The organism is Paenibacillus sp. LC231 (assembly GCF_001860525.1).
Lineage (GTDB): Bacteria > Bacillota > Bacilli > Paenibacillales > Paenibacillaceae > Paenibacillus_AQ.
This window is the reverse complement of record NZ_JFOM01000058.1, coordinates 178,192-196,226: the sequence shown is the minus strand read 5'-3', so window position 1 is coordinate 196,226 and position 18,035 is coordinate 178,192. Positions and strand designations below refer to the sequence as shown.

Here is an 18,035-nt window from a genome sequence, read left to right as displayed (position 1 = left end):
CGTTTCTATACGGCTCTTGGTCTGCAAGAGGGATTTCGAGGAAGCATATTAGAAGGCAACCCTGCAAGCCTATGTCCTTGGGACCTAGTGCTTTGCTCCTTTAAGGCTCTCGGGTTCGTAGATACAAAACGTTAGCTGAAACCATTTCAATATATAACAAAATTCCGGAGGATCACATACTTTGATTATTAAAAAGCACGGTACAAAAGCAGGAGGAATAATAGCTGGAATAGCTTTAGTTGTTGGAATTATTGTATTTTATGTACTAAGGAATAAGGGGGGAACAATTACACCGTAATAAAATTGAGAAGACAATAGAATCAATGGGAGGACAAGCTGAACAGATAATTAAAGTTAAATTAATAAATAGTCCGTTTGTTGACACAATGGATAACGAATTGGACCAGAAACGAGGATATGATTATACAATTTAAATAGAAGAACTTGATAGTTTCCCAAGAGGGCTATGGCATCAGCTAATTCGGGCAAAACATATTAAAAACGACTCAGTTCAATTACGGCAATAGCCATACCAACTCGATAAAGGAATTGAAGCTTAAATGCAGTTGATTAGAAAAATTACTGATCATGAGATTCTCGGAGGTCCTATTAAATTGATAGAGCCAGTGTCACGATTTGCTTCAAGAGGTGTGTTAATTGATGGAGCGTTGAATGTAGCCATGATGTACATGTCAAAACTTGATTTATATAAATTGCCAGGAGGAGGAATCGAAGAAAAAGAAACAAAAGAGCAGTCTTTCTTAAGGGCGATTTTAGAAGAGACTGGATATGAAGCTGAAGCAACTTATGAACTGGGGTATATTGAAGAACATAAAGCAAAACATAATTTTTTGCAGATATCTTATTGTTGGATAGCAACTGTAAGGAAAAGGATATACACTTTAAATCTCAGCGAAAGTGAAAAACAACTCGGTATGACGGTTATATGGATGACATTAGATAAGGCATTAGAAGTAATGAGTGAGTCACTTATACATTGTAATGAGTACTCAACAAAATTCATGATTTTACGAGATAAGACAATCCTTGAAATTGCTTACGAAATAATAACAAAGAGTGAAAAAAATATTTGGGGTAACTCGAAGAAGGCCTAACTTCCTATAACAAAGTATTCACGTAGCGGGCCGACTGACGTCGTCCCTTGGTCCGCCCGAGGCATTTCAAGGAAGCTGAATCAGGCGGACAACCCTGACCGACTAACCGCATCGCGACCGGCTCCTCCAGAGCCTTAAGTCGATGAGGATTCACTGAATACAATGACGTTATAGGAAAATCAAGGCACAATCGAATAAAGATAAATTATAGAACGGAGAGAACAAACATGAATCCAATTCTGCTAGACTTTCCAACAAGTTTTACAACTGAAAGGTTGTTAGTTAGAATGCCACTCCCAGGTGATGGAAAGACTGTGTATGAAAGCATTAAGGAATCAATAAACGAGCTGAAGGAATGGATGCCATTTGCTCAGAATGAGCAAACGGAACAAATGATTGAAGCCAATATTAGAGATGCACATGCGAAATTTTTATCTAGAGAAGATCTTAGACTTTTGATTTTCCATAAAGAAACAAACCATTTTATTGGATCTTCTGGTTTGCATAGGATAGATTGGAATGTTCCTAAATTCGAAATCGGATATTGGATTGATTCTAGATTCAGTGGAAGTGGTTTTATGACGGAAGCTGTGCAAGGGATTACGGACTTTGCTTTCTCTAATTTGAAGGCGAGAAGAGTTGAAATTCGATGTGACTCTTTAAACTTAAAGAGCAAGGCAATCCCGGAACGTTTAGGTTTTCAGTTGGAAGGTACCCTTAGAAATGATGATTTATCATCCGATGGAAGTAGATTAAGATCTACACTTGTATTTGCAAAGATTCAGTAAAAGAGTGATATTATAAGTGAATCGAGAAGGTGTTGACATATTATAATACCATACACACGCTTCGGGCATTCGCCCTCGGTCCGGCAGGAGTCTGCTGTAGATTCGACGAGAGCATTTCACGTATACAAAGATAATCAGCCTGACACATCCCACCACCTAACCGCGTCGCGGCCGCCCTTCGGGCTTAAGGTGGTGGGATGTCGTGAATACATTAACGTTATATGACATACCCGAAAACCCAATTTCACATTTTCCTCTCATTGTTCATGAATAATGAGAAAGTGTTATATTAGAAGGAAATAGTGATTCTTTAATGAAATAATTCGGGAAATAATCAGGTTAGAAATTTGTGCACAAGGAGAAAAAACTATGGAAAAAAATAAATTACTAAGAATGGACAATGTCGGTATCGTTGTAGAATCCCTTGATGACGCAATTTCTTTCTTTGAGGAGATTGGCTTGATCCTCGAAGGGCGAACGATTGTTGAAGGGGAATGGGCTGGTCGCGTAACCGGACTAGGTTCTCAGTGTGTAGAGATTGCTATGATGGTTACCCCAGATGGCCACAGCCGGCTTGAGCTTTCGCGATTTCTCACCCCACCTACGATATCCGATCACCGGACGGCTCCTGTAAACTCCCTTGGTTATTTACGCGTCATGTTCACAGTTCAAAACATTGATGAGATGGTATCCAGACTCACTACTAAGCATGGTGCGCAACTCGTTGGCGAAATGGTTCAATACGAGGATTCGTATCGGCTCTGCTACATTCGTGGAACCGAAGGGCTTCTAATCGGTTTGGCGGAACAACTCGGTAACAAATAAGTGAGTGACGGTTTTTTTAAAAAAAGTCTACTGAAATATACGTTAATAGAGTAAAAAACAAAAAAAGAAAAGCTGTGTGGAAGTATCTCGAAGAAGTTGGGTGCGTCATATAACAGCATATTCACGCATCGAGCATTCGCCAACGGTCCGGGAATGTTATTGGCAGGGAAGTATAGGCTGCGGACACATCCGACATTCGTCGGACGTCATGAATACTGATTACGAGATTATTATAATTTATGAATTACGCACTACGGCCAAACTTAGTAAAAACTATAATGTATATACATTAAGAGAAGGTTGTAATTGTAGGGGAGCGTAGCTAATTGTGAAGAAATCCTACTTGTTTTTACTTATTCTGGTTATTTTGTTTTTATCGGCTTGTCAATCATCAGAACAATTAAAGCCGATAAAAGAAGAAACCATTGATTTCAACATAAACACTGCAATTGAAATGGTTGAGAAGAAGGAAAAAATGATCATTGATTTAGCATTGAGAGAAAAGGTGTCAAAACTGGAGTATAAGGAATTAGAGAAATCCTTTACCGAAGAGTTTGGAGTCCATGCTAAGGATATTCTATCTATATTATTTATCCATAATATGGATTCCGATCCTGAGTCAGATATGTATGTACAACAGAACACATTATACCCAACTGTCTTTCATAAAGGAATAACTATAACAAATGCGGTCATCTATAAGAGCTACTTCGAGAATGAGTTTTTTAATCAAACCAGATTAAGCATTGAGGAGAAATATGTTGGTGATGATGAGAAGTTAAAGGATTGGAAAAGAGAATACATATTTACTCCAAAAAAAAATGGAGAATGGGAATTAAATGGATTTTCTGGAGTGATGAATTTCTTAGGCGAAGATTATAATATGAATTATTTAGAGTTAAAGAGGTAAAAAGTTTATCATTTAAGACCATCACATGGCGATATGGCAAAAGAATCTCGTGGAGCATAAGCTACAATTTACCGAGGTATGGTGCGCTCGAACCAAGATAAGTCATACCATGCTACCTTGGCGGTACGCGCCTTAAGCCTCTCGGGTTCGTGAATGCAAGAACGTTATGAGTCATCATCGTGATATAATCAATGCAAAACCGATTAGGGCAGGAGAGACAGAATTATGGATGATTTTACGAAGAAGCGGATTATGAAAATCATGGACCAATACACCCAAAATGCAGTACCAGAACATGTGAAAAGCCAGATTAGAATCACTTACAAGATCAGAGGAAATCATGTGACATTGATTGAAGAAAGACAAGGACACAAAAGCGAGCAATGGGTGCAGCAGCCAGTAGCTCAGTTCAGATTAGATGAGAATGAATGGAATATATATTGGCAAGACAGTAAAGGGAAATGGCATTTCATAGATGATATAGAACCGAATGAAAATTTTGAAATACAGTTAAAGATCGTGGACGAAGGGCATAACGGAATGTTTTGGGGTTAGCTCCAACTGGTCAATGACATCTCATAACATAATATTCAAGAAGCGACTCCTTGCGGAGCCTTGGTCTGCTGGATGGATTTCGGAGAGAAATTTCAGCAGACACATCCGCCTTCGTTGGACGTCGTGAATACGGAAACGTTAGATAAAATTAATGAGATTAAAACCATGAAAAACAGAAGGGTCATGAACAATTTATTATTGAAATTAATGGATATTTTGCACAAACCAATCCTTTGTTTAGATTTAGAATCTAGCAAGAGTTACATAATAAATGAAAAAAAGAAGAGATTGAAGGCCTTGAATTGACATATTAGTGATACAGACATTGATCGTATCTACAAACCACAGTACTAAACAAACTGAGAACGGAGGGATAATATGTACGAATATACCTTTGTTGACACTTCATTGGGTGGATTTTTCTCAGATGCAACACATCAACAGACAATTATTGAATATGCAAGAGAGGGGTGGCGGTTAGTTCAAGTACTTCCCACTAATTATAATGGATATGGAAAGCCAACTCATTACGAGATTATATTTGAAAGACCAGTACAAAATAGTTAAAAATTTAAAGTTTATGAAGTGAGAGCATCTCAAAGAGGACATCATTTCATTTAACTGCGTATTCGCGCAGGCGTCAGGCGTGTTGCCTTGGTCCCACCTCACATAACATTACATCTACGCAGCGGGGCATTCGCCCCTTGGTTGTCAAAAGTTCAGGCATAGAAGAATATACAGACGTTACACGCCCCGGCCTTAGATAGCACTTATCTAAGGCAGGGGCGCGTCATGAATGCGGGTGCGTTATAAGAAAACCTTAACAGGGGATGAATATTGGTACGAGTCGAATTTTAACGGAAGCATCTTGTGAACCTGGCCGAGTGTGCAAAAAATTCATAGTTGGCAAAGGAACTTACTTGGTTGCTTATCATAACGAGGGTTATACTAATATTGATGAATCCTATCTTAGGCTGCTGTGTTATACCGAGCATCATAGCTTGGTTTTAACAGGCTATTTCTACGAGGATCTCCTTCTGGATGAATAATCTATTAAGGACTACGCACCGATTGAAGAATAAGAGCAGCATGAATCGAACAAAAAAGTGGTGGTTAAATTGGGGTAACCGTTAAAGATTTACTGCAGCTGCCTTCGTTTAGAGGAGCTCAGGTGGTCACTGGAACAAGCAGACTACATCAGACCGTTTCCTCTTTATCTGTGTTAGAGGTGGCGGATGTCAATTTCTTCTCGCAAATTATTCAAACCGTTCAAGAAGAATGGTATGCCGAAGAGCTGGTCATTAGCTCTTTTTATTCCATTAAGGACAGTGTGGAGCAGCAATGCAAAACGGTTCAATATTTGCATGACCTTGGTGAAGTGGGATTGATTCTGTACTATGTTGGCATTATCATGCCAGATATAGCCGATGAAGTGCTCGAGCTGGCCGAATCTCTGAATTTTATTATCATTTGCATGCCGAGAAACGATTACTCACTTAGATATAATGAAGTCATTTATGAAGTCATGGAAGCGATCGTAAGCAATCAGAATGTGAATGAGCATTTCGTGAATGAATCACTGGAAAAGGTCTCGCTATTGCCGGAACATTTGCGTAGCGTGGAAATTACGCTTAAACTGCTGTCGGACCGGATGAAAGCGAACATCGTCCTGACAAACAGCAGCCTGGATATCATCAATCGTGTCATGTGGCCGCGGAATTCATCGCTCGATGTTGCGAATTTAATCCGGTCCATGGGACCTTCCATTCTGAACGACAGAATGGGAGAAGGCGAGCTGGATTCGTCCTGCTTTGTTGAATACAAACGTGTTCATCAAAAAAACGGGGAGGTCCTTTACCTGTTTCTCATTAAAGAGAATACGAAGCTGCCTCCGAAGACGATGGAGCAAGTCAGCGAGGTGGTGCAGGTGGCCATCAATTTATGGGGAGACAAGCATAACGAGGTCAGCGAATACGCTTTGGTTAAAGCCATCGTGAATGATGAAAGCGAAAAAATGCGCAGATTGGCCAGTTTGCTCTATATTGATGTTTCCGCCATCCAAATGATGTGGCTGGTTTACATTCGGGATTTGTCGGAGGAGAGAAGGATAAGGGAAGACTTAAAAGCATATCTCTCGCAATATTATAAAACCGCGGTTATTCAAACGATCGATCACTGCGTTGTCGTGTTGCTAGGGAATTGTTCATATAAATACAATGAGTTTGAAATCGCAACGGAATATATCGAAACCACGAGTCTCACCGCTGAAATATCAAGCATCGTTTATTCTCCGAGAATGCGGAACACCCAGGATGTACGCCGAATGTACCAGCTCGTGAACGGAGTCTCTAAAGAGGTTCACCGCATCTATCATAACCGCAAACTATACACCGCGGCGGAAGTCCGTTCCATGAAAAGGGCCATAGACCTCAGCAAACAAGGGGAAGAGATCTCTGAGGAATGCTTGTCCGTTTTGGAGCCTATTATGGACGACACTGACGCAATGAACACCCTGATAACTTTTCTTCTGGATGCGAAGGGGAATATGGATGACTGCAGTAAGCTGTTGTTCGTCCACAAAAATACGGTGAAATATCGTATTAAAAAAATTTGCGAGCTCATAGGATATGATGTGACCATCAACTCGGAATCGTACGATGTTTATACCGCTTGCATGGTCTACCGTCTCATCCATAACTAAAAAATTCCGATGTTTTGTCCAATAAGACAAAAACATCGGATTTTTTTTTGTTTTCTGAAAAAGACGCTGACCTGCTTCATCTTTTACAATAAGAAAAAAACATTCGAACTGTCCTGACGATTGCTTACCAGAACAGCGAAATTACCGAATCAGCCGTTGATCGGGATTGTCGTTTCTTTTGTCGAATATTATGCAGGCTATCGTTTATCGGCTCAGAAATCCGAAATATTGGAGGAAGAATGAATGAGATATTTAGCTAAAGCAGCTGTTGAAAACATCGCCGTTGGCGCAGCATTTCTGGGAACCGGCGGAGGGGGAGACCCTTACATCGGTAAATTGATGGCTCTCTCGGCCATTGAGAAGTTTGGTCCTGTCAAACTATGCTCAGTCGATGAGATTGAGGATGAGGACTTTTTCATTCCGGCCGCGATGATGGGGGCGCCATCCGTATTAGTGGAGAAATTTCCTAGAGGGGACGAGTTTGTTAAGGTTTTTCAGAAATTAGCGAATTACTTGGGAAAAGAACGGATCGCCGGCACGTTTCCGATGGAAGCGGGAGGCGTCAATTCCATGATTCCCATCGTTGTTGCGGCGCAGCTGGGATTGCCTCTGATCGACTGTGACGGTATGGGGCGGGCCTTCCCGGAGCTGCAAATGGTGACGTTTAACCTGGATGGCATTCCGGCGACACCGATGGCGATTACGGATGAAAAAGGGAATATCGGCATCTTTGAGACCATTGATAATAAGTGGACGGAACGGCTCGCCAGAGCGGCCACGGTTGAAATGGGCGCCAGTGCTTTAGTAAGCCTGTACCCGGCAACGGGGGCTCAAATGAAGCAAAGCGGCGTTCATCATATCGTGACCCTGTCCGAACAGATCGGAGCCATCATTACATCGAAGAATCGGGACGCAGGCGATAAGCTTCAAGAACTGCTGAGACTTGTGTCCGGCTATGAACTTTTCCAAGGTAAAATTGTGGACGTTATCCGGGAAACCAAGGGCGGATTTAACCTCGGCCAGATGCATCTTGAAGGAATCGAGGCGTTTAAAGGCGGAGAGATGAAGGTTCATTTTCAAAATGAAAACCTGATTGCTGAAAAGAACGGTCAAGTGGTAGCGATAACCCCTGATTTGATCTGTCTGGTTGATTACGAAACCTTGTCGCCTGTAACTACGGAGAGCCTGAAATACGGTAAACGCGTAAGGGTTATTGGACTGCCCGCTCATGATAAGTGGAGAACGGAAAAGGGAATCCAGACGGCAGGACCAAGATACTTCGGATATGATTACGATTATGTTCCTATTGAGGAAATGGTGAAAAAGGCGGTGGCTGAGAATGTATAGAATCGGGATCGATGTAGGCGGCACCAACACAGACGCCATCATTTTGGATGAGAATTATCATCTGGTTCATGCGGTGAAATCACCAACAAGTCTAGATATTAAAACGGGTATTGAAACCTCGCTCCGGAATTTGCTGCAGGAATCGAATATGGATAAAACCCAAATCACGCATGCCATGTTAGGTACAACCCAGTGCACGAATGCCATTGTTGAGCGCAAAAAGCTGGCCCAAGTCGGCGTCATTCGTCTGGGTTACCCGGCAACGGCTTCCGTTACTCCGTACACGTCCTGGCCTAAGGATATGGTTCAGAAGCTGTCGGGTAAATATGCTCTCGTTCATGGCGGATATGAATATGACGGACAAGTGCTTGGAGAAGTCGATGAAGCTGAAATTATAGCTCTTTTAGAGGAATGGGGGAGCAGTGTCGAGTCCATCGCGGTTATTGGTGTGTTTTCATCCATTAAAAATGATCAGGAGCTTCAGGTTCGCGATCTCATCCATCAAGTATATGGACCGGAATTCCCTGTTTCCTGCTCCTCCCTGATCGGTTCGGTAGGATTAATTGAGAGGGAAAATGCGACCATACTCAATGCAGCATTGTGCAAGGTTATTGAAACGACAACCCAAGGATTTGTGCAGGCGTTAGAAGAAGAAGGCATCACAGACGCAGCGGTGTTTTTATGCCAGAATGACGGTACTTTAATGTCGATCGATTACGCTAAACAATTTCCGATCCTAACCATTGCATGCGGGCCAACGAACAGCATACGCGGTGCCTCTTATTTGGCGAAGATTAAAGATACGATGGTTCTCGATGTGGGAGGGACTACATCGGACATCGGGGTTTTGCAGGACGGGTTCCCAAGAGAATCCTCGGTTGCAGTCGAGGTTGGCGATATCCGCACGAATTTCCGCATGCCGGATATTATCTCCGTTGGACTGGGCGGCGGAAGCATCGTGCGTTCGGAGAACGGTAAAATTACGGTGGGACCTGACAGCGTAGGATATAAGATTGGACAGGAAGCGCTGGTCTTTGGCGGACATACGCTGACTACAACAGACATTGCCGTACGGCTGGGTCTCGCAGACGTCGGGGATAAGAGCTTGGTAGCGCATCTGGATGAAGACTTCGCTAAAATGGTGCAAGCTGAAATTGCAACCATCATTGAGCAGGCCATTGATAAAATGAAGACATCGTCGGGAGACGTTGAGCTTGTATTGGTTGGCGGCGGCAGTGTCGTTATACCGGACACGATTCGCGGGGTATCCCATATGATTAAGCCTGAGAACGGGGGCGTAGCCAACGCCATTGGCGCGTGTATTGCTCAAATCAGCGGACAATATGAACAAATTTATATCTATTCTACTGAGCCTCGTGAGGATTCATTAAAAGATGCGCAAGAAAAAGCCGTGAAGCAGGCGGTGCTGGCTGGCGCTGATCCGGCTACGGTGGAGCTCGTGGAAGTGGAAGAAACCCCGCTGGCTTATCATCCGGGAAATGCGACGAGACTGAAAGTGAAAGTCGTAGGAAACATGAAGTAGAAGAGAGGCTTCACATAAGTTTATACAACTTGTGTGAGGCTCTTTTTTGTTACTTAACATCGTATACACGCTGCAGGCCTTGTCCCTTGGTTCGCTAGATTGAGGCAACAGAGTCCGTCGGACCCGGCGCATTTGCGTCTTAAGCCTCTCGGCGTAGATACAAGAACGTTAACTGAAATTATAGCAGACAGCATTACAGACCTTATATGAATAAAAATAAACAAACTAAACCTATAATAGTGTTATAAATTGAGTTATACTGAGGTAAGAATAAGTAAGGAGCCGTGCTGGAACACGACTCCAAAGCACAATAACTGCATAAAGAGCAGTCGGCCACAGGAGTTAGGTCGAGAAACAGACCGTTACCTTAGCGAGGGCGGTCTATTTCTTTTTCATGTAGGTAAGCAATGCCAAAATGAACATGCCGATATTATCATGAATTACGAATTGAGAAAATAAAAGATTGAATAACAAAGTATGTATTGCAGGAATTACAAGAAAGGCAGTAACATCACATAACAATGCATCTACGCTGCGGGGCTTTCGCCCCTTGGTTGTTGGACGATTTTACGAGCAAAAATATTCTGACAACACACGACCCGGCCTAAGATAAGACTATCTAAGGCCGGGTCGCGTCGCGTCGCGTCGTAGATGCGAGAACGTTATACGACAGACCGAAGAAAAAATATATAAGGCTGATGACAATATAAAGAGTATATGTACATTAAACCCATGCAAAGGAAGTTGAGAAATATGGATAAAGGGAGAATTATATTTTTGAATGGCGTTACAAGTTCAGGTAAAACTTCAATAGTAGAAGCTATGCAATCTTACTCGAAACCATTTTTTTATGTAGTTGCCAATGATCTTTTTGAAAATACGATTGGTGATAAACATCTACAGATAGACTACTGGAAGTATTTAAGTGAAGTAATAATTATAATGTATCATACAGCAAAATTATTTTCGGATAGTGGAAAGCATGTAATAATCGATGGGATACTTGTTGAAAGGCCTGAGTTAAAGCCACATTATGATAAAGTCAAAGAGATTTTTAGTGGGTACCCTTTGGAGATAGTCGAGGTGTACTGTCCTATAGATCTTTGTCGTAAGCGAAGTATAGAGCGTGGTGATAGAAGAGAAGAACAATCAGATGAGCAAAATAAAATAATGTCACAAAACATTCGTTATAGCTGCTCAGTGGACACGAGTTTGAATACACCAGAAGAATGTGCAGAAATTATTATTACATCATTATTCAAAAAGAATGATAAACAATCGTAAATGAGTATTAATGATAGCGACACGCAGGAGTCGGGCTCATCGGATAACAACGTGATCTAGCTTCGTGGCTATCGTCACTCGGTCTCTCGAGGAGTATCATGGAAGTAGATGTAAACAAATCGATGCCCCTAAGATAAGAGCTCTAAGGGAACCGACGTCAGGAACACAAGAATGTTAGATGAAATACCAGCAGTAATTAATTTTAAAGGACGGATACGATGGAAATATCAAACAAAAAAATCAATGAAATTCTTAACAAAGAGCATAGTCCTAAATATCATGATAAATCAGATGTTGCGTGGTCTGTTCTCCTACTTAAGAAGAGTGTGACATACCCGTAGATTATTTTGACTCTGTTTATTCGATTTACCACATAGGCTGGACAACCGACCTTGAAGGAACTTTTTATCGGGTCGCTTCTTATTTAAAAAAGGCCGGCGTATTTTTCTTCAGTTGGTCTCAAGGGTGGCATCAGATAACAATATATTAACGCATCCTGAACACGAAAACGTTAACTGAAACCAGTGAGAAAGGAAATAAACCAGAATATGTATAAGAAGTATGAAATAAAGTATCCTAGATCAGAGTATGTCCAAGTAATTATTTCTATTTTAATTACTTCAATACTAATACAAGTGCTTCGAATAGATGATTTATTATCTGTTATTTGTGTGGTTATATTATTATTAGGTAACCTAATCCGAGTAGTAATGCTATTGAAGAGGATATTAAGAAAAAATAAAGAGTTAGAAATTACAGAAAATACAATTAGGCTTAATCAAGCTGAAGTACCAATACAACAAATCGAAAAGATTATAATAGAAGGTTATTTTGTACAGAGTATCGGTATCAAGTTAAATGGAAGAAAATTAGTTTCAATGGATTTTCATTTTAGATTTAAGAATAACGAGGAAATTAATATTGAAGAATTAAAGCAATGGGCAAATAGGAACAGGATAAAAGTAACTAGTGGAAGAATATTCAGATGGATATAGATATCCTGAAAGTAATTAAGGGAGTCTTGCCTGCCAGCCGGTAACCTCGTATCTACTCTTCGGACATACTCCCATTGCTGCCGATGAATTTCATAAAAGCAGAAGACCACCATTCGCCGACTAACCGTATCAGCAGCCCCCCGGACTTAAGTTGGTGAAGGTTCGCTGTTACAAGAGCGTTAGTGGAAATTATTTTAATAACCAGGAGAACAAAATGAAAAGAATCATGATAATTGGATCTGGAGGATCAGGGAAATCTACATTCTCAAGTAAACTCTCTGAAGTCTTAGGCTTACCATTGTATCATTTAGATGCGTATTATTGGAAACCTGGATGGGTTGCAACCCCTAATCACGAATGGGATGAATTTCTAAGAGAGCTCATACAAAATGATGAATGGATTATTGATGGAAATTATAATCGAACCATAGATATTAGAATTTCTAGCGCAGATACAATAATTTTCTTTGATTTACCTCCGTGGATAACTACGTATAGAGTCATTAAACGAAGAATTAAATACCATGGAAGAACAAGACCTGATCTGAATGAGGGATGTCCTGAGCAACTAGATTGGGAATTCATGAAGTGGGTATGGAATTTCAGAAAACATAAAAGACCAGGAATACTCGAAAAGTTAAAAAAATATGAAAAAGAAAAAAATATAATAATACTTAAAACACCAAGGGAAGTAAGTAACCTAATAGACAAATTAAATAATTAAATTCGAAAAAGGGCAATAACATCTTCTAACTTTGTATCTTCGCACAGTGGTGGAGCCTCTTTGTCTGCATGAGGGATCTCGATGAAGCATATTCAGCAGAGCCATTGAAAGGGAATAAAAATGACAAAAAGAACCAATTATATCGTAGTCATTATCATTGCGTTAATAACCATTGCTTATTTATACTTTTCTCCGACTACAGTTCACAAAGAGATGGAAGGCTTGATCTGTTCTTTCGATTCGGACTTTGAAAAGATAACTCAAATGGTGATATCTGGTAAATCTAATCGAAATGTATTTTCTAGAGATTCGTTTTTTGGCCAGTTAGTCGTAGATGATGATCTCTCATATGATGTTGAACTTTATTACGATGGTGGGAAGTTATTTGGGACAATTACAACGTTTAGTAAGGACGTAAGGCTTAAATCAGTAGGCAGCGTGATGACTACTAAAGAATTAGAATATATATGGATAACGCTGAATGATATAAATGAAAAGTATGGTATTCAAGAAGGATATATTTTTAGTCCAGCAGATAACAAGGAACAAGCGAACGAATTAATAAAGAAAGAACTAATGAAAGTAACACAATGAGGTGTAGTCTTCAGGTAACACATTCACACTGCGAATCGCTAACTCGCCCCTTGTCCGCACCGAAAATTATTGAGGAAGTGGAACCTGGCAGACAATCCTGGACCGGCTAAGTCTTACGACCCGCGCTACGTACTTTAAGCACTAGGGTGAATGCAATAACGTTATAGGAAATCAGCGAAAAGTTGTATAAAGAACTAACAACTATAGTAATACGACAAAAATTAATAAAGTCTAAAATAATGGAGGTTCTTTATGGATTCTGCTAACAAATGCACCATTTTGTTACTTGGCACATATCATATGGGCAATCCTGGACTAGATATGCACAATGTTAAGTCTGATGACGTCTTGGCACTAAATAGACAAAAGGAGATTTATGAGGTTGTCGATAGACTTAAACGATTTAATCCAACGAAAATCGCAGTTGAAGCTCTCGCTGATGAACATGAGGTATATAATAATCAGTATCTCTCATATTTGTCAGGTGAATTTACTCTCGGGGCAAATGAAATTCATCAATTAGGTTTCCGTACTGCGGCTGATCTTGGTCATGATAGAATTTACCCTATCGATTGGAATGAATGGTATGGAGGGGTTGCACTAGGACATGTTTATGAATATGCACAATCAAACATGCCTGAGCTCTATCAACGGTTAAATTCTAATAACCAGGAAAAAGCAGAGGCTCTTCAAAAGTCAATGAAAGAAAAAACAGTAAGGGAACTTCTGATGACAGGTAATACTCCTAGTGCAATACAAGGGGACCATGAAACGTATATGACTGTTGCTCGAGTTGGGGATGGTGAAAACAATATAGGAATTGATTGGCTCTGTAATTACTGGTATCGTCGAAATTTAATTATCTATTCTAATATTTCACGAATTTCATCTCATCAAGATAGAATTCTTGTGATTTATGGCTCCGGACATATCCACTTACTAACCCAATTTATTAAAGAGAGTGGTCTTTTTTTACTTGAATCTGTAGAAAAATATCTAGGAGACCGTTAGATAACAGACCTTAACTAATGTAAGACAATACTTCAAATAGCTGACGATTTATGTGTCACGTCGAAGCTGTTGACATCCTATAACATAGTATCTTCGCTGGGGGGTGGTCCGTCGAACCCAGTCGCTGGCGCTATGAGCCTCTCGAGTTCGTGAATACGGAAACGTTAGTTGAAATCAGTTAATACTACAAACTGACTAAAATGATAATAATGAATGAAACTGATATATAACGTTACCCACATGCTCTAAATGCTGATTGAAAGGACTTAATTACAATGAACAATTCTTAGTATATTTGTATATCAGGAGAATAGTTTGTGGCTAGTGTACATGGACTATTAACAGAAGAATTCGAAGAAGCACCTGGCCCTCTAGTCAATTTTCAAGTGTTGGGCGAAGTAATCAAAAACATCAAGAGCAATGGAAAAAGTTGTGGAATCAAAGCATTTATAATAAGGGGCTTCTGAAAAGGAGTAACCAGAAATATTTAGTCTTAGATCCCCCTGATTTTTTAATGATTAAAGAAAAAGACCTAAAGGAAATGCTGATAAATATGTGGCCGTCATTTATTAATTGGTGGAGCATGCCTGCAGGCGGTCAAACTGCGATGAATTATTGGGAAGCTAAACCAGATCTTATAGCTTTTGTGCAAGAATTCGAAAATCAAGCCGGAAGAGAAATAAAACCATTTAAGTTACATGTCGATTTAGTATATACAGGACTGAAAGAACCAATTGAAGTGAATAACCAATTCATAATAATGCCCATTAAAGCTGAGTATTTATTGAAGAAAGATTGGTGGATTAAGAGATTTAAAGAGCATTATTGAGTGTAAGAAGAGCAGGTCGTATAACAATATTCACGCTGGGGCCTATGTTTCGTTAAAAGTTATTGATAAATGATGCAGCGCTTTAGGTTGTCAGCTATGTGATTTGCCAGAACATATAGCTGAGCAAGAAGTGAGAGGAATAAAGTGAAAGGTCCGGCCAATAAGAATGTGGCCGGACCTTCTTCGTTGCTTATAACACTTGGTAATTCTGGAGGCTTAACTTGGTTCTATATGAACATGTACGTCATAAACGCCGTGTGTTTCTTTTAATTCATGCTCCACCTGGTCTGAAATATCGTGGGCGACCCGGATATCCAGATTCGACCTGACCAGGATGACGATGTCGACAACCGTGTTGCTGCCATAATTCCTTGCCCGAATGTCCTTGACTCCCTTAACGCCAACCACTTGCTTTACGGTTTCTTTGTAGCTTTTGACAATGTTCTCATCGAAGCCGTCGGTTAAATGATGAGAGGCATCGCGGAATATATCCCAAGCGGTTTTACATATCAGGAAGCCTACCAATACGGCGGTAAGCGGATCTAGCCACGGCAGATGAAATTGGGCGCCGATGATTCCCACGACCGTACCGATGCTGACCCAGGCATCCGAGAGATTGTCTTTTGCCGCTGCCATAACGGCTTGACTGTTTACTTTGGTGGCTAGGCGCTTGTTGTAGCGGTAGACCAAGAACATCACGATGGCGCAGCCTATGCCAGTCCATGCGGATATGAGATCAGGCGATTCATGGTTGCCTTCAAACATGGAAGAAACGGCCCCGAACAGGACTTGGATTCCGACGGCCATCATAATAAAAGAGGCGATCAAGGAGGCTACCGTTTCCGCTTTCCAGTGGCCGTATGGATGATCCCGATCCGCAGGTTTTTGCGATAAACGCAGTCCGATCAATACAGCAATGGACGCCACGATATCTGTAGCATTATTTAATCCGTCCGCCCTCAAAGCCTCGGAGTTCGCGGTGTAACCTATCAATAATTTGATTGCAGATAAACAGATATACGCAATGATACTGATGATGGCACCTTTTTCACCCAATTTTAAATCATGATAACGTTGTTGTTCCAAATCAAGCCGACTCCTTCCACACGCCCCAAAAAATAGTACCTGACTATATTACCAAGCAGAGCAAGGGTGGGTCTAGAGCAACGTTTTTTCCTATCACTTAATAAGTGACAAGGGGCAAAAAGAGTTGCACTGGACTAAGAAAGATAGTTCGAGGCTATGGTCTTGGCATATGAAACTGAATACTGGATGGATGATAGTATTAGATGACGATAGACATTAATATCCAAGGAGAGTAAGATCAGTTATATACTAAATGGTACATAACAGGGGTGAGAGTGGTTGGCACGTCCGCGGGAATTCGATATGCATAAAGCATTGAACAATGCGTTGGAGTTATTTTGGGAAAAGGGTTACGAAGCGACCTCCATTACAGATTTAACGACCAGGATGGAGATTAGCCGGCCGAGCCTATACATGGCTTTTGGAGATAAACGTGCGTTATTTATGAAGGTATTGGACATTTACATGGACCAGTTTCTTCGGAAACTCGAGTCTATTCTTGCTGCTAATGGATCGGGGTACAAGGGGATTGAGGCATTATTTCGAGATATTGTTGAATCGGTCGATGACCGTGGAATAAAGCGCGGTTGCTTGTTCGTAAACACAATGACGGAGCTTGCCGCACATGATGAGCAAATCGCGTTAAAAGGCCGTGAGTATCAGGATAAGGTATCACAGTTTCTGGCAAACGCGTTGACCGAAGGAAAGGAAGCGGGAGACATTGCGCAGACCATCGACGTTCATTCCACGGCACATTTTCTAATGCTGGCATTGGTTGGACTTTTCGTGGTCGTAAAAATAGAACCCGCCCCGGTTGTTTTGAAACACAGTATAGAAGTTACTTTGGGTGTATTGAGATAATTTTTTTGATCATTATATACCAATTGGTATATAAAAGTGCTAGCGCATATTATAACTTTTGTAAGGAGATGGTTGGAATGCGATGGAAGCAGCTGACTCGTCACGTGTGGGGCGGATATGTATATTGGCCATTGCCTGTCATGGTATGGATCGTTGAAGATCGGGACGGATTAACGCTGGTTGACGCAGGGATACCGTCCATGTGGAATTCGTTGTATCAAGCGTTAAACGTCCGCTTCAAGAATAAGCCCTTAGTACGGGTGCTGCTTACGCACAGTCATGGGGACCATGTGGGGATGCTGCCGAACCTGACTCGGACCTTGCAGGTTCCGATTGTAGTACACCCATTAGAAGCGGACCGAATATCTGAAATCGCCTCAAATCCAATCATATCCCTGGATTTGGACCATACGTATGGCGGGTTAATCCCTTATCATACACCGGGACATAGTCCGGGGCATGTGGTATTCTATCATCCTGACGACCAAATTCTTCTCGCAGGCGATCTGTTCACAGCATTCTCCGGCAAACTCCGCAGACCCATTGCGAAATTTACGCCTGATATGGAAGAGTCACTTCGGAGCGGGAGGATTCTTGAACGACTGGACCCTAAGCTTACGGCTTGCGCCCATTGCGGTGTTGTTAAACATGCGTCATCGCAATATCCCAAGCTGCTTTGTAAAGGTCATGGCAGTCGGTAGTCTTTGATTGCTTTCACTGTAAACAACCACATGATAACGGCTTTACAGCCCTTATTCCCGGTATATACCTCCAGTTCGGAAATATTGAATGCCAGAGACTATCCTTTAGAAGGAAAACGGATCGAACAAAAAAATAGCGGGTGAGATCATCTCTCGACACCGCTAT

General features: G+C 41.2%; 18 protein-coding genes and 1 pseudogene. 18 read left to right on the top strand and 1 reads right to left on the bottom strand.

Annotation, left to right across the window (positions count from 1 at the left end; all coding sequences use genetic code 11):
* Positions 1 to 560: 560 nt before the first annotated feature.
* The 16 genes and pseudogenes from AK95_RS32750 (at position 561) to AK95_RS32680 (ending at position 15,221) form a co-directional block, all read left to right on the top strand.
* On the top strand, positions 561 to 1,115 hold the full coding sequence (locus tag AK95_RS32750) for an NUDIX hydrolase (RefSeq protein WP_071224278.1): 555 nt from the start codon (positions 561 to 563) through the stop codon (positions 1,113 to 1,115).
* A gap of 227 nt (positions 1,116 to 1,342) precedes the next feature.
* Positions 1,343 to 1,903: a GNAT family N-acetyltransferase gene (locus tag AK95_RS32745; RefSeq protein WP_071224277.1), complete on the top strand. Its 561-nt coding sequence runs from the start codon at positions 1,343 to 1,345 to the stop codon at positions 1,901 to 1,903.
* Positions 1,904 to 2,272: 369 nt separating this feature from the next.
* Positions 2,273 to 2,728, top strand: coding sequence for a VOC family protein (locus AK95_RS32740; protein ID WP_071224276.1), 456 nt, complete (start codon positions 2,273 to 2,275; stop codon positions 2,726 to 2,728).
* 328 nt (positions 2,729 to 3,056) lie between these two features.
* A complete protein-coding gene (locus tag AK95_RS32735) occupies positions 3,057 to 3,638 on the top strand; it encodes a hypothetical protein (protein WP_071224275.1) in 582 nt (193 codons plus the stop codon).
* Positions 3,639 to 3,863: 225 nt separating this feature from the next.
* On the top strand, positions 3,864 to 4,193 hold the full coding sequence (locus AK95_RS35060; RefSeq protein ID WP_071224274.1) for a DUF3024 domain-containing protein: 330 nt from the start codon (positions 3,864 to 3,866) through the stop codon (positions 4,191 to 4,193).
* Positions 4,194 to 4,571: 378 nt separating this feature from the next.
* Positions 4,572 to 4,760 (top strand): DUF4177 domain-containing protein, encoded by a 189-nt coding sequence (locus tag AK95_RS33760; protein WP_074961996.1) that lies wholly within the window; start codon positions 4,572 to 4,574, stop codon positions 4,758 to 4,760.
* Positions 4,761 to 5,364: 604 nt separating this feature from the next.
* A complete protein-coding gene (locus tag AK95_RS32720) occupies positions 5,365 to 6,894 on the top strand; it encodes a PucR family transcriptional regulator (protein WP_235613276.1) in 1,530 nt (509 codons plus the stop codon).
* Positions 6,895 to 7,137: 243 nt separating this feature from the next.
* Positions 7,138 to 8,241 carry a DUF917 domain-containing protein gene (locus AK95_RS32715; protein ID WP_071224271.1) on the top strand — a complete coding sequence of 368 codons (1,104 nt, stop codon included), beginning with the start codon at positions 7,138 to 7,140 and terminating at the stop codon, positions 8,239 to 8,241.
* Positions 8,234 to 9,784: a hydantoinase/oxoprolinase family protein gene (locus AK95_RS32710; protein WP_071224270.1), complete on the top strand. Its 1,551-nt coding sequence runs from the start codon at positions 8,234 to 8,236 to the stop codon at positions 9,782 to 9,784. Before AK95_RS32715 ends, AK95_RS32710 begins: the two co-directional genes overlap by 8 nt.
* A gap of 753 nt (positions 9,785 to 10,537) precedes the next feature.
* Positions 10,538 to 11,068 (top strand): phosphotransferase-like protein, encoded by a 531-nt coding sequence (locus tag AK95_RS32705; protein ID WP_071224269.1) that lies wholly within the window; start codon positions 10,538 to 10,540, stop codon positions 11,066 to 11,068.
* A 319-nt stretch (positions 11,069 to 11,387) separates the two neighbouring features.
* Positions 11,388 to 11,543 (top strand): annotated as a pseudogene (locus AK95_RS35055) (class I SAM-dependent methyltransferase); the annotation flags it as partial.
* A gap of 73 nt (positions 11,544 to 11,616) precedes the next feature.
* A complete protein-coding gene (locus tag AK95_RS32700; protein WP_071224268.1) occupies positions 11,617 to 12,063 on the top strand; it encodes a hypothetical protein in 447 nt (148 codons plus the stop codon).
* A 214-nt stretch (positions 12,064 to 12,277) separates the two neighbouring features.
* Positions 12,278 to 12,787 carry a DNA topology modulation protein gene (locus AK95_RS32695; RefSeq protein ID WP_071224267.1) on the top strand — a complete coding sequence of 170 codons (510 nt, stop codon included), beginning with the start codon at positions 12,278 to 12,280 and terminating at the stop codon, positions 12,785 to 12,787.
* 120 nt (positions 12,788 to 12,907) lie between these two features.
* Positions 12,908 to 13,381 (top strand): hypothetical protein, encoded by a 474-nt coding sequence (locus AK95_RS32690; RefSeq protein ID WP_071224266.1) that lies wholly within the window; start codon positions 12,908 to 12,910, stop codon positions 13,379 to 13,381.
* 252 nt (positions 13,382 to 13,633) lie between these two features.
* On the top strand, positions 13,634 to 14,392 hold the full coding sequence (locus tag AK95_RS32685; RefSeq protein WP_071224264.1) for a DUF5694 domain-containing protein: 759 nt from the start codon (positions 13,634 to 13,636) through the stop codon (positions 14,390 to 14,392).
* 430 nt (positions 14,393 to 14,822) lie between these two features.
* Positions 14,823 to 15,221, top strand: coding sequence for a hypothetical protein (locus AK95_RS32680; protein ID WP_071224262.1), 399 nt, complete (start codon positions 14,823 to 14,825; stop codon positions 15,219 to 15,221).
* A gap of 216 nt (positions 15,222 to 15,437) precedes the next feature.
* Here AK95_RS32680 and AK95_RS32675 read toward each other — a convergent pair whose 3' ends face one another.
* Positions 15,438 to 16,307, bottom strand: coding sequence for a cation diffusion facilitator family transporter (locus AK95_RS32675; RefSeq protein ID WP_071224260.1), 870 nt, complete (start codon positions 16,305 to 16,307; stop codon positions 15,438 to 15,440).
* A 279-nt stretch (positions 16,308 to 16,586) separates the two neighbouring features.
* On the opposite strand from AK95_RS32675, the gene AK95_RS32670 reads away from it, so the two are divergent.
* Both AK95_RS32670 and AK95_RS32665 read left to right on the top strand, forming a co-directional pair.
* Positions 16,587 to 17,168: a TetR/AcrR family transcriptional regulator gene (locus tag AK95_RS32670; RefSeq protein ID WP_071224258.1), complete on the top strand. Its 582-nt coding sequence runs from the start codon at positions 16,587 to 16,589 to the stop codon at positions 17,166 to 17,168.
* A gap of 77 nt (positions 17,169 to 17,245) precedes the next feature.
* Positions 17,246 to 17,869 (top strand): MBL fold metallo-hydrolase, encoded by a 624-nt coding sequence (locus AK95_RS32665; protein ID WP_071224256.1) that lies wholly within the window; start codon positions 17,246 to 17,248, stop codon positions 17,867 to 17,869.
* Positions 17,870 to 18,035 lie beyond the last annotated feature (166 nt).

What these genes read in the sequence shown, in the direction of transcription:
- AK95_RS32750 (WP_071224278.1), top strand. Translation starts at nt 561, where the DNA reads ATGCAGTTGATTAGAAAAATTACTGATCATGAGATTCTCGGAGGTCCT.
- AK95_RS32715 (WP_071224271.1), top strand. Translation starts at nt 7,138, where the DNA reads ATGAGATATTTAGCTAAAGCAGCTGTTGAAAACATCGCCGTTGGCGCA.
- AK95_RS32665 (WP_071224256.1), top strand. Translation starts at nt 17,246, where the DNA reads ATGCGATGGAAGCAGCTGACTCGTCACGTGTGGGGCGGATATGTATAT.
- AK95_RS32700 (WP_071224268.1), top strand. Translation starts at nt 11,617, where the DNA reads ATGTATAAGAAGTATGAAATAAAGTATCCTAGATCAGAGTATGTCCAA.
- AK95_RS32745 (WP_071224277.1), top strand. Translation starts at nt 1,343, where the DNA reads ATGAATCCAATTCTGCTAGACTTTCCAACAAGTTTTACAACTGAAAGG.
- AK95_RS32690 (WP_071224266.1), top strand. Translation starts at nt 12,908, where the DNA reads ATGACAAAAAGAACCAATTATATCGTAGTCATTATCATTGCGTTAATA.
- AK95_RS32710 (WP_071224270.1), top strand. Translation starts at nt 8,234, where the DNA reads ATGTATAGAATCGGGATCGATGTAGGCGGCACCAACACAGACGCCATC.
- AK95_RS32695 (WP_071224267.1), top strand. Translation starts at nt 12,278, where the DNA reads ATGAAAAGAATCATGATAATTGGATCTGGAGGATCAGGGAAATCTACA.
- AK95_RS32740 (WP_071224276.1), top strand. Translation starts at nt 2,273, where the DNA reads ATGGAAAAAAATAAATTACTAAGAATGGACAATGTCGGTATCGTTGTA.
- AK95_RS32685 (WP_071224264.1), top strand. Translation starts at nt 13,634, where the DNA reads ATGGATTCTGCTAACAAATGCACCATTTTGTTACTTGGCACATATCAT.
- AK95_RS33760 (WP_074961996.1), top strand. Translation starts at nt 4,572, where the DNA reads ATGTACGAATATACCTTTGTTGACACTTCATTGGGTGGATTTTTCTCA.
- AK95_RS35060 (WP_071224274.1), top strand. Translation starts at nt 3,864, where the DNA reads ATGGATGATTTTACGAAGAAGCGGATTATGAAAATCATGGACCAATAC.
- AK95_RS32705 (WP_071224269.1), top strand. Translation starts at nt 10,538, where the DNA reads ATGGATAAAGGGAGAATTATATTTTTGAATGGCGTTACAAGTTCAGGT.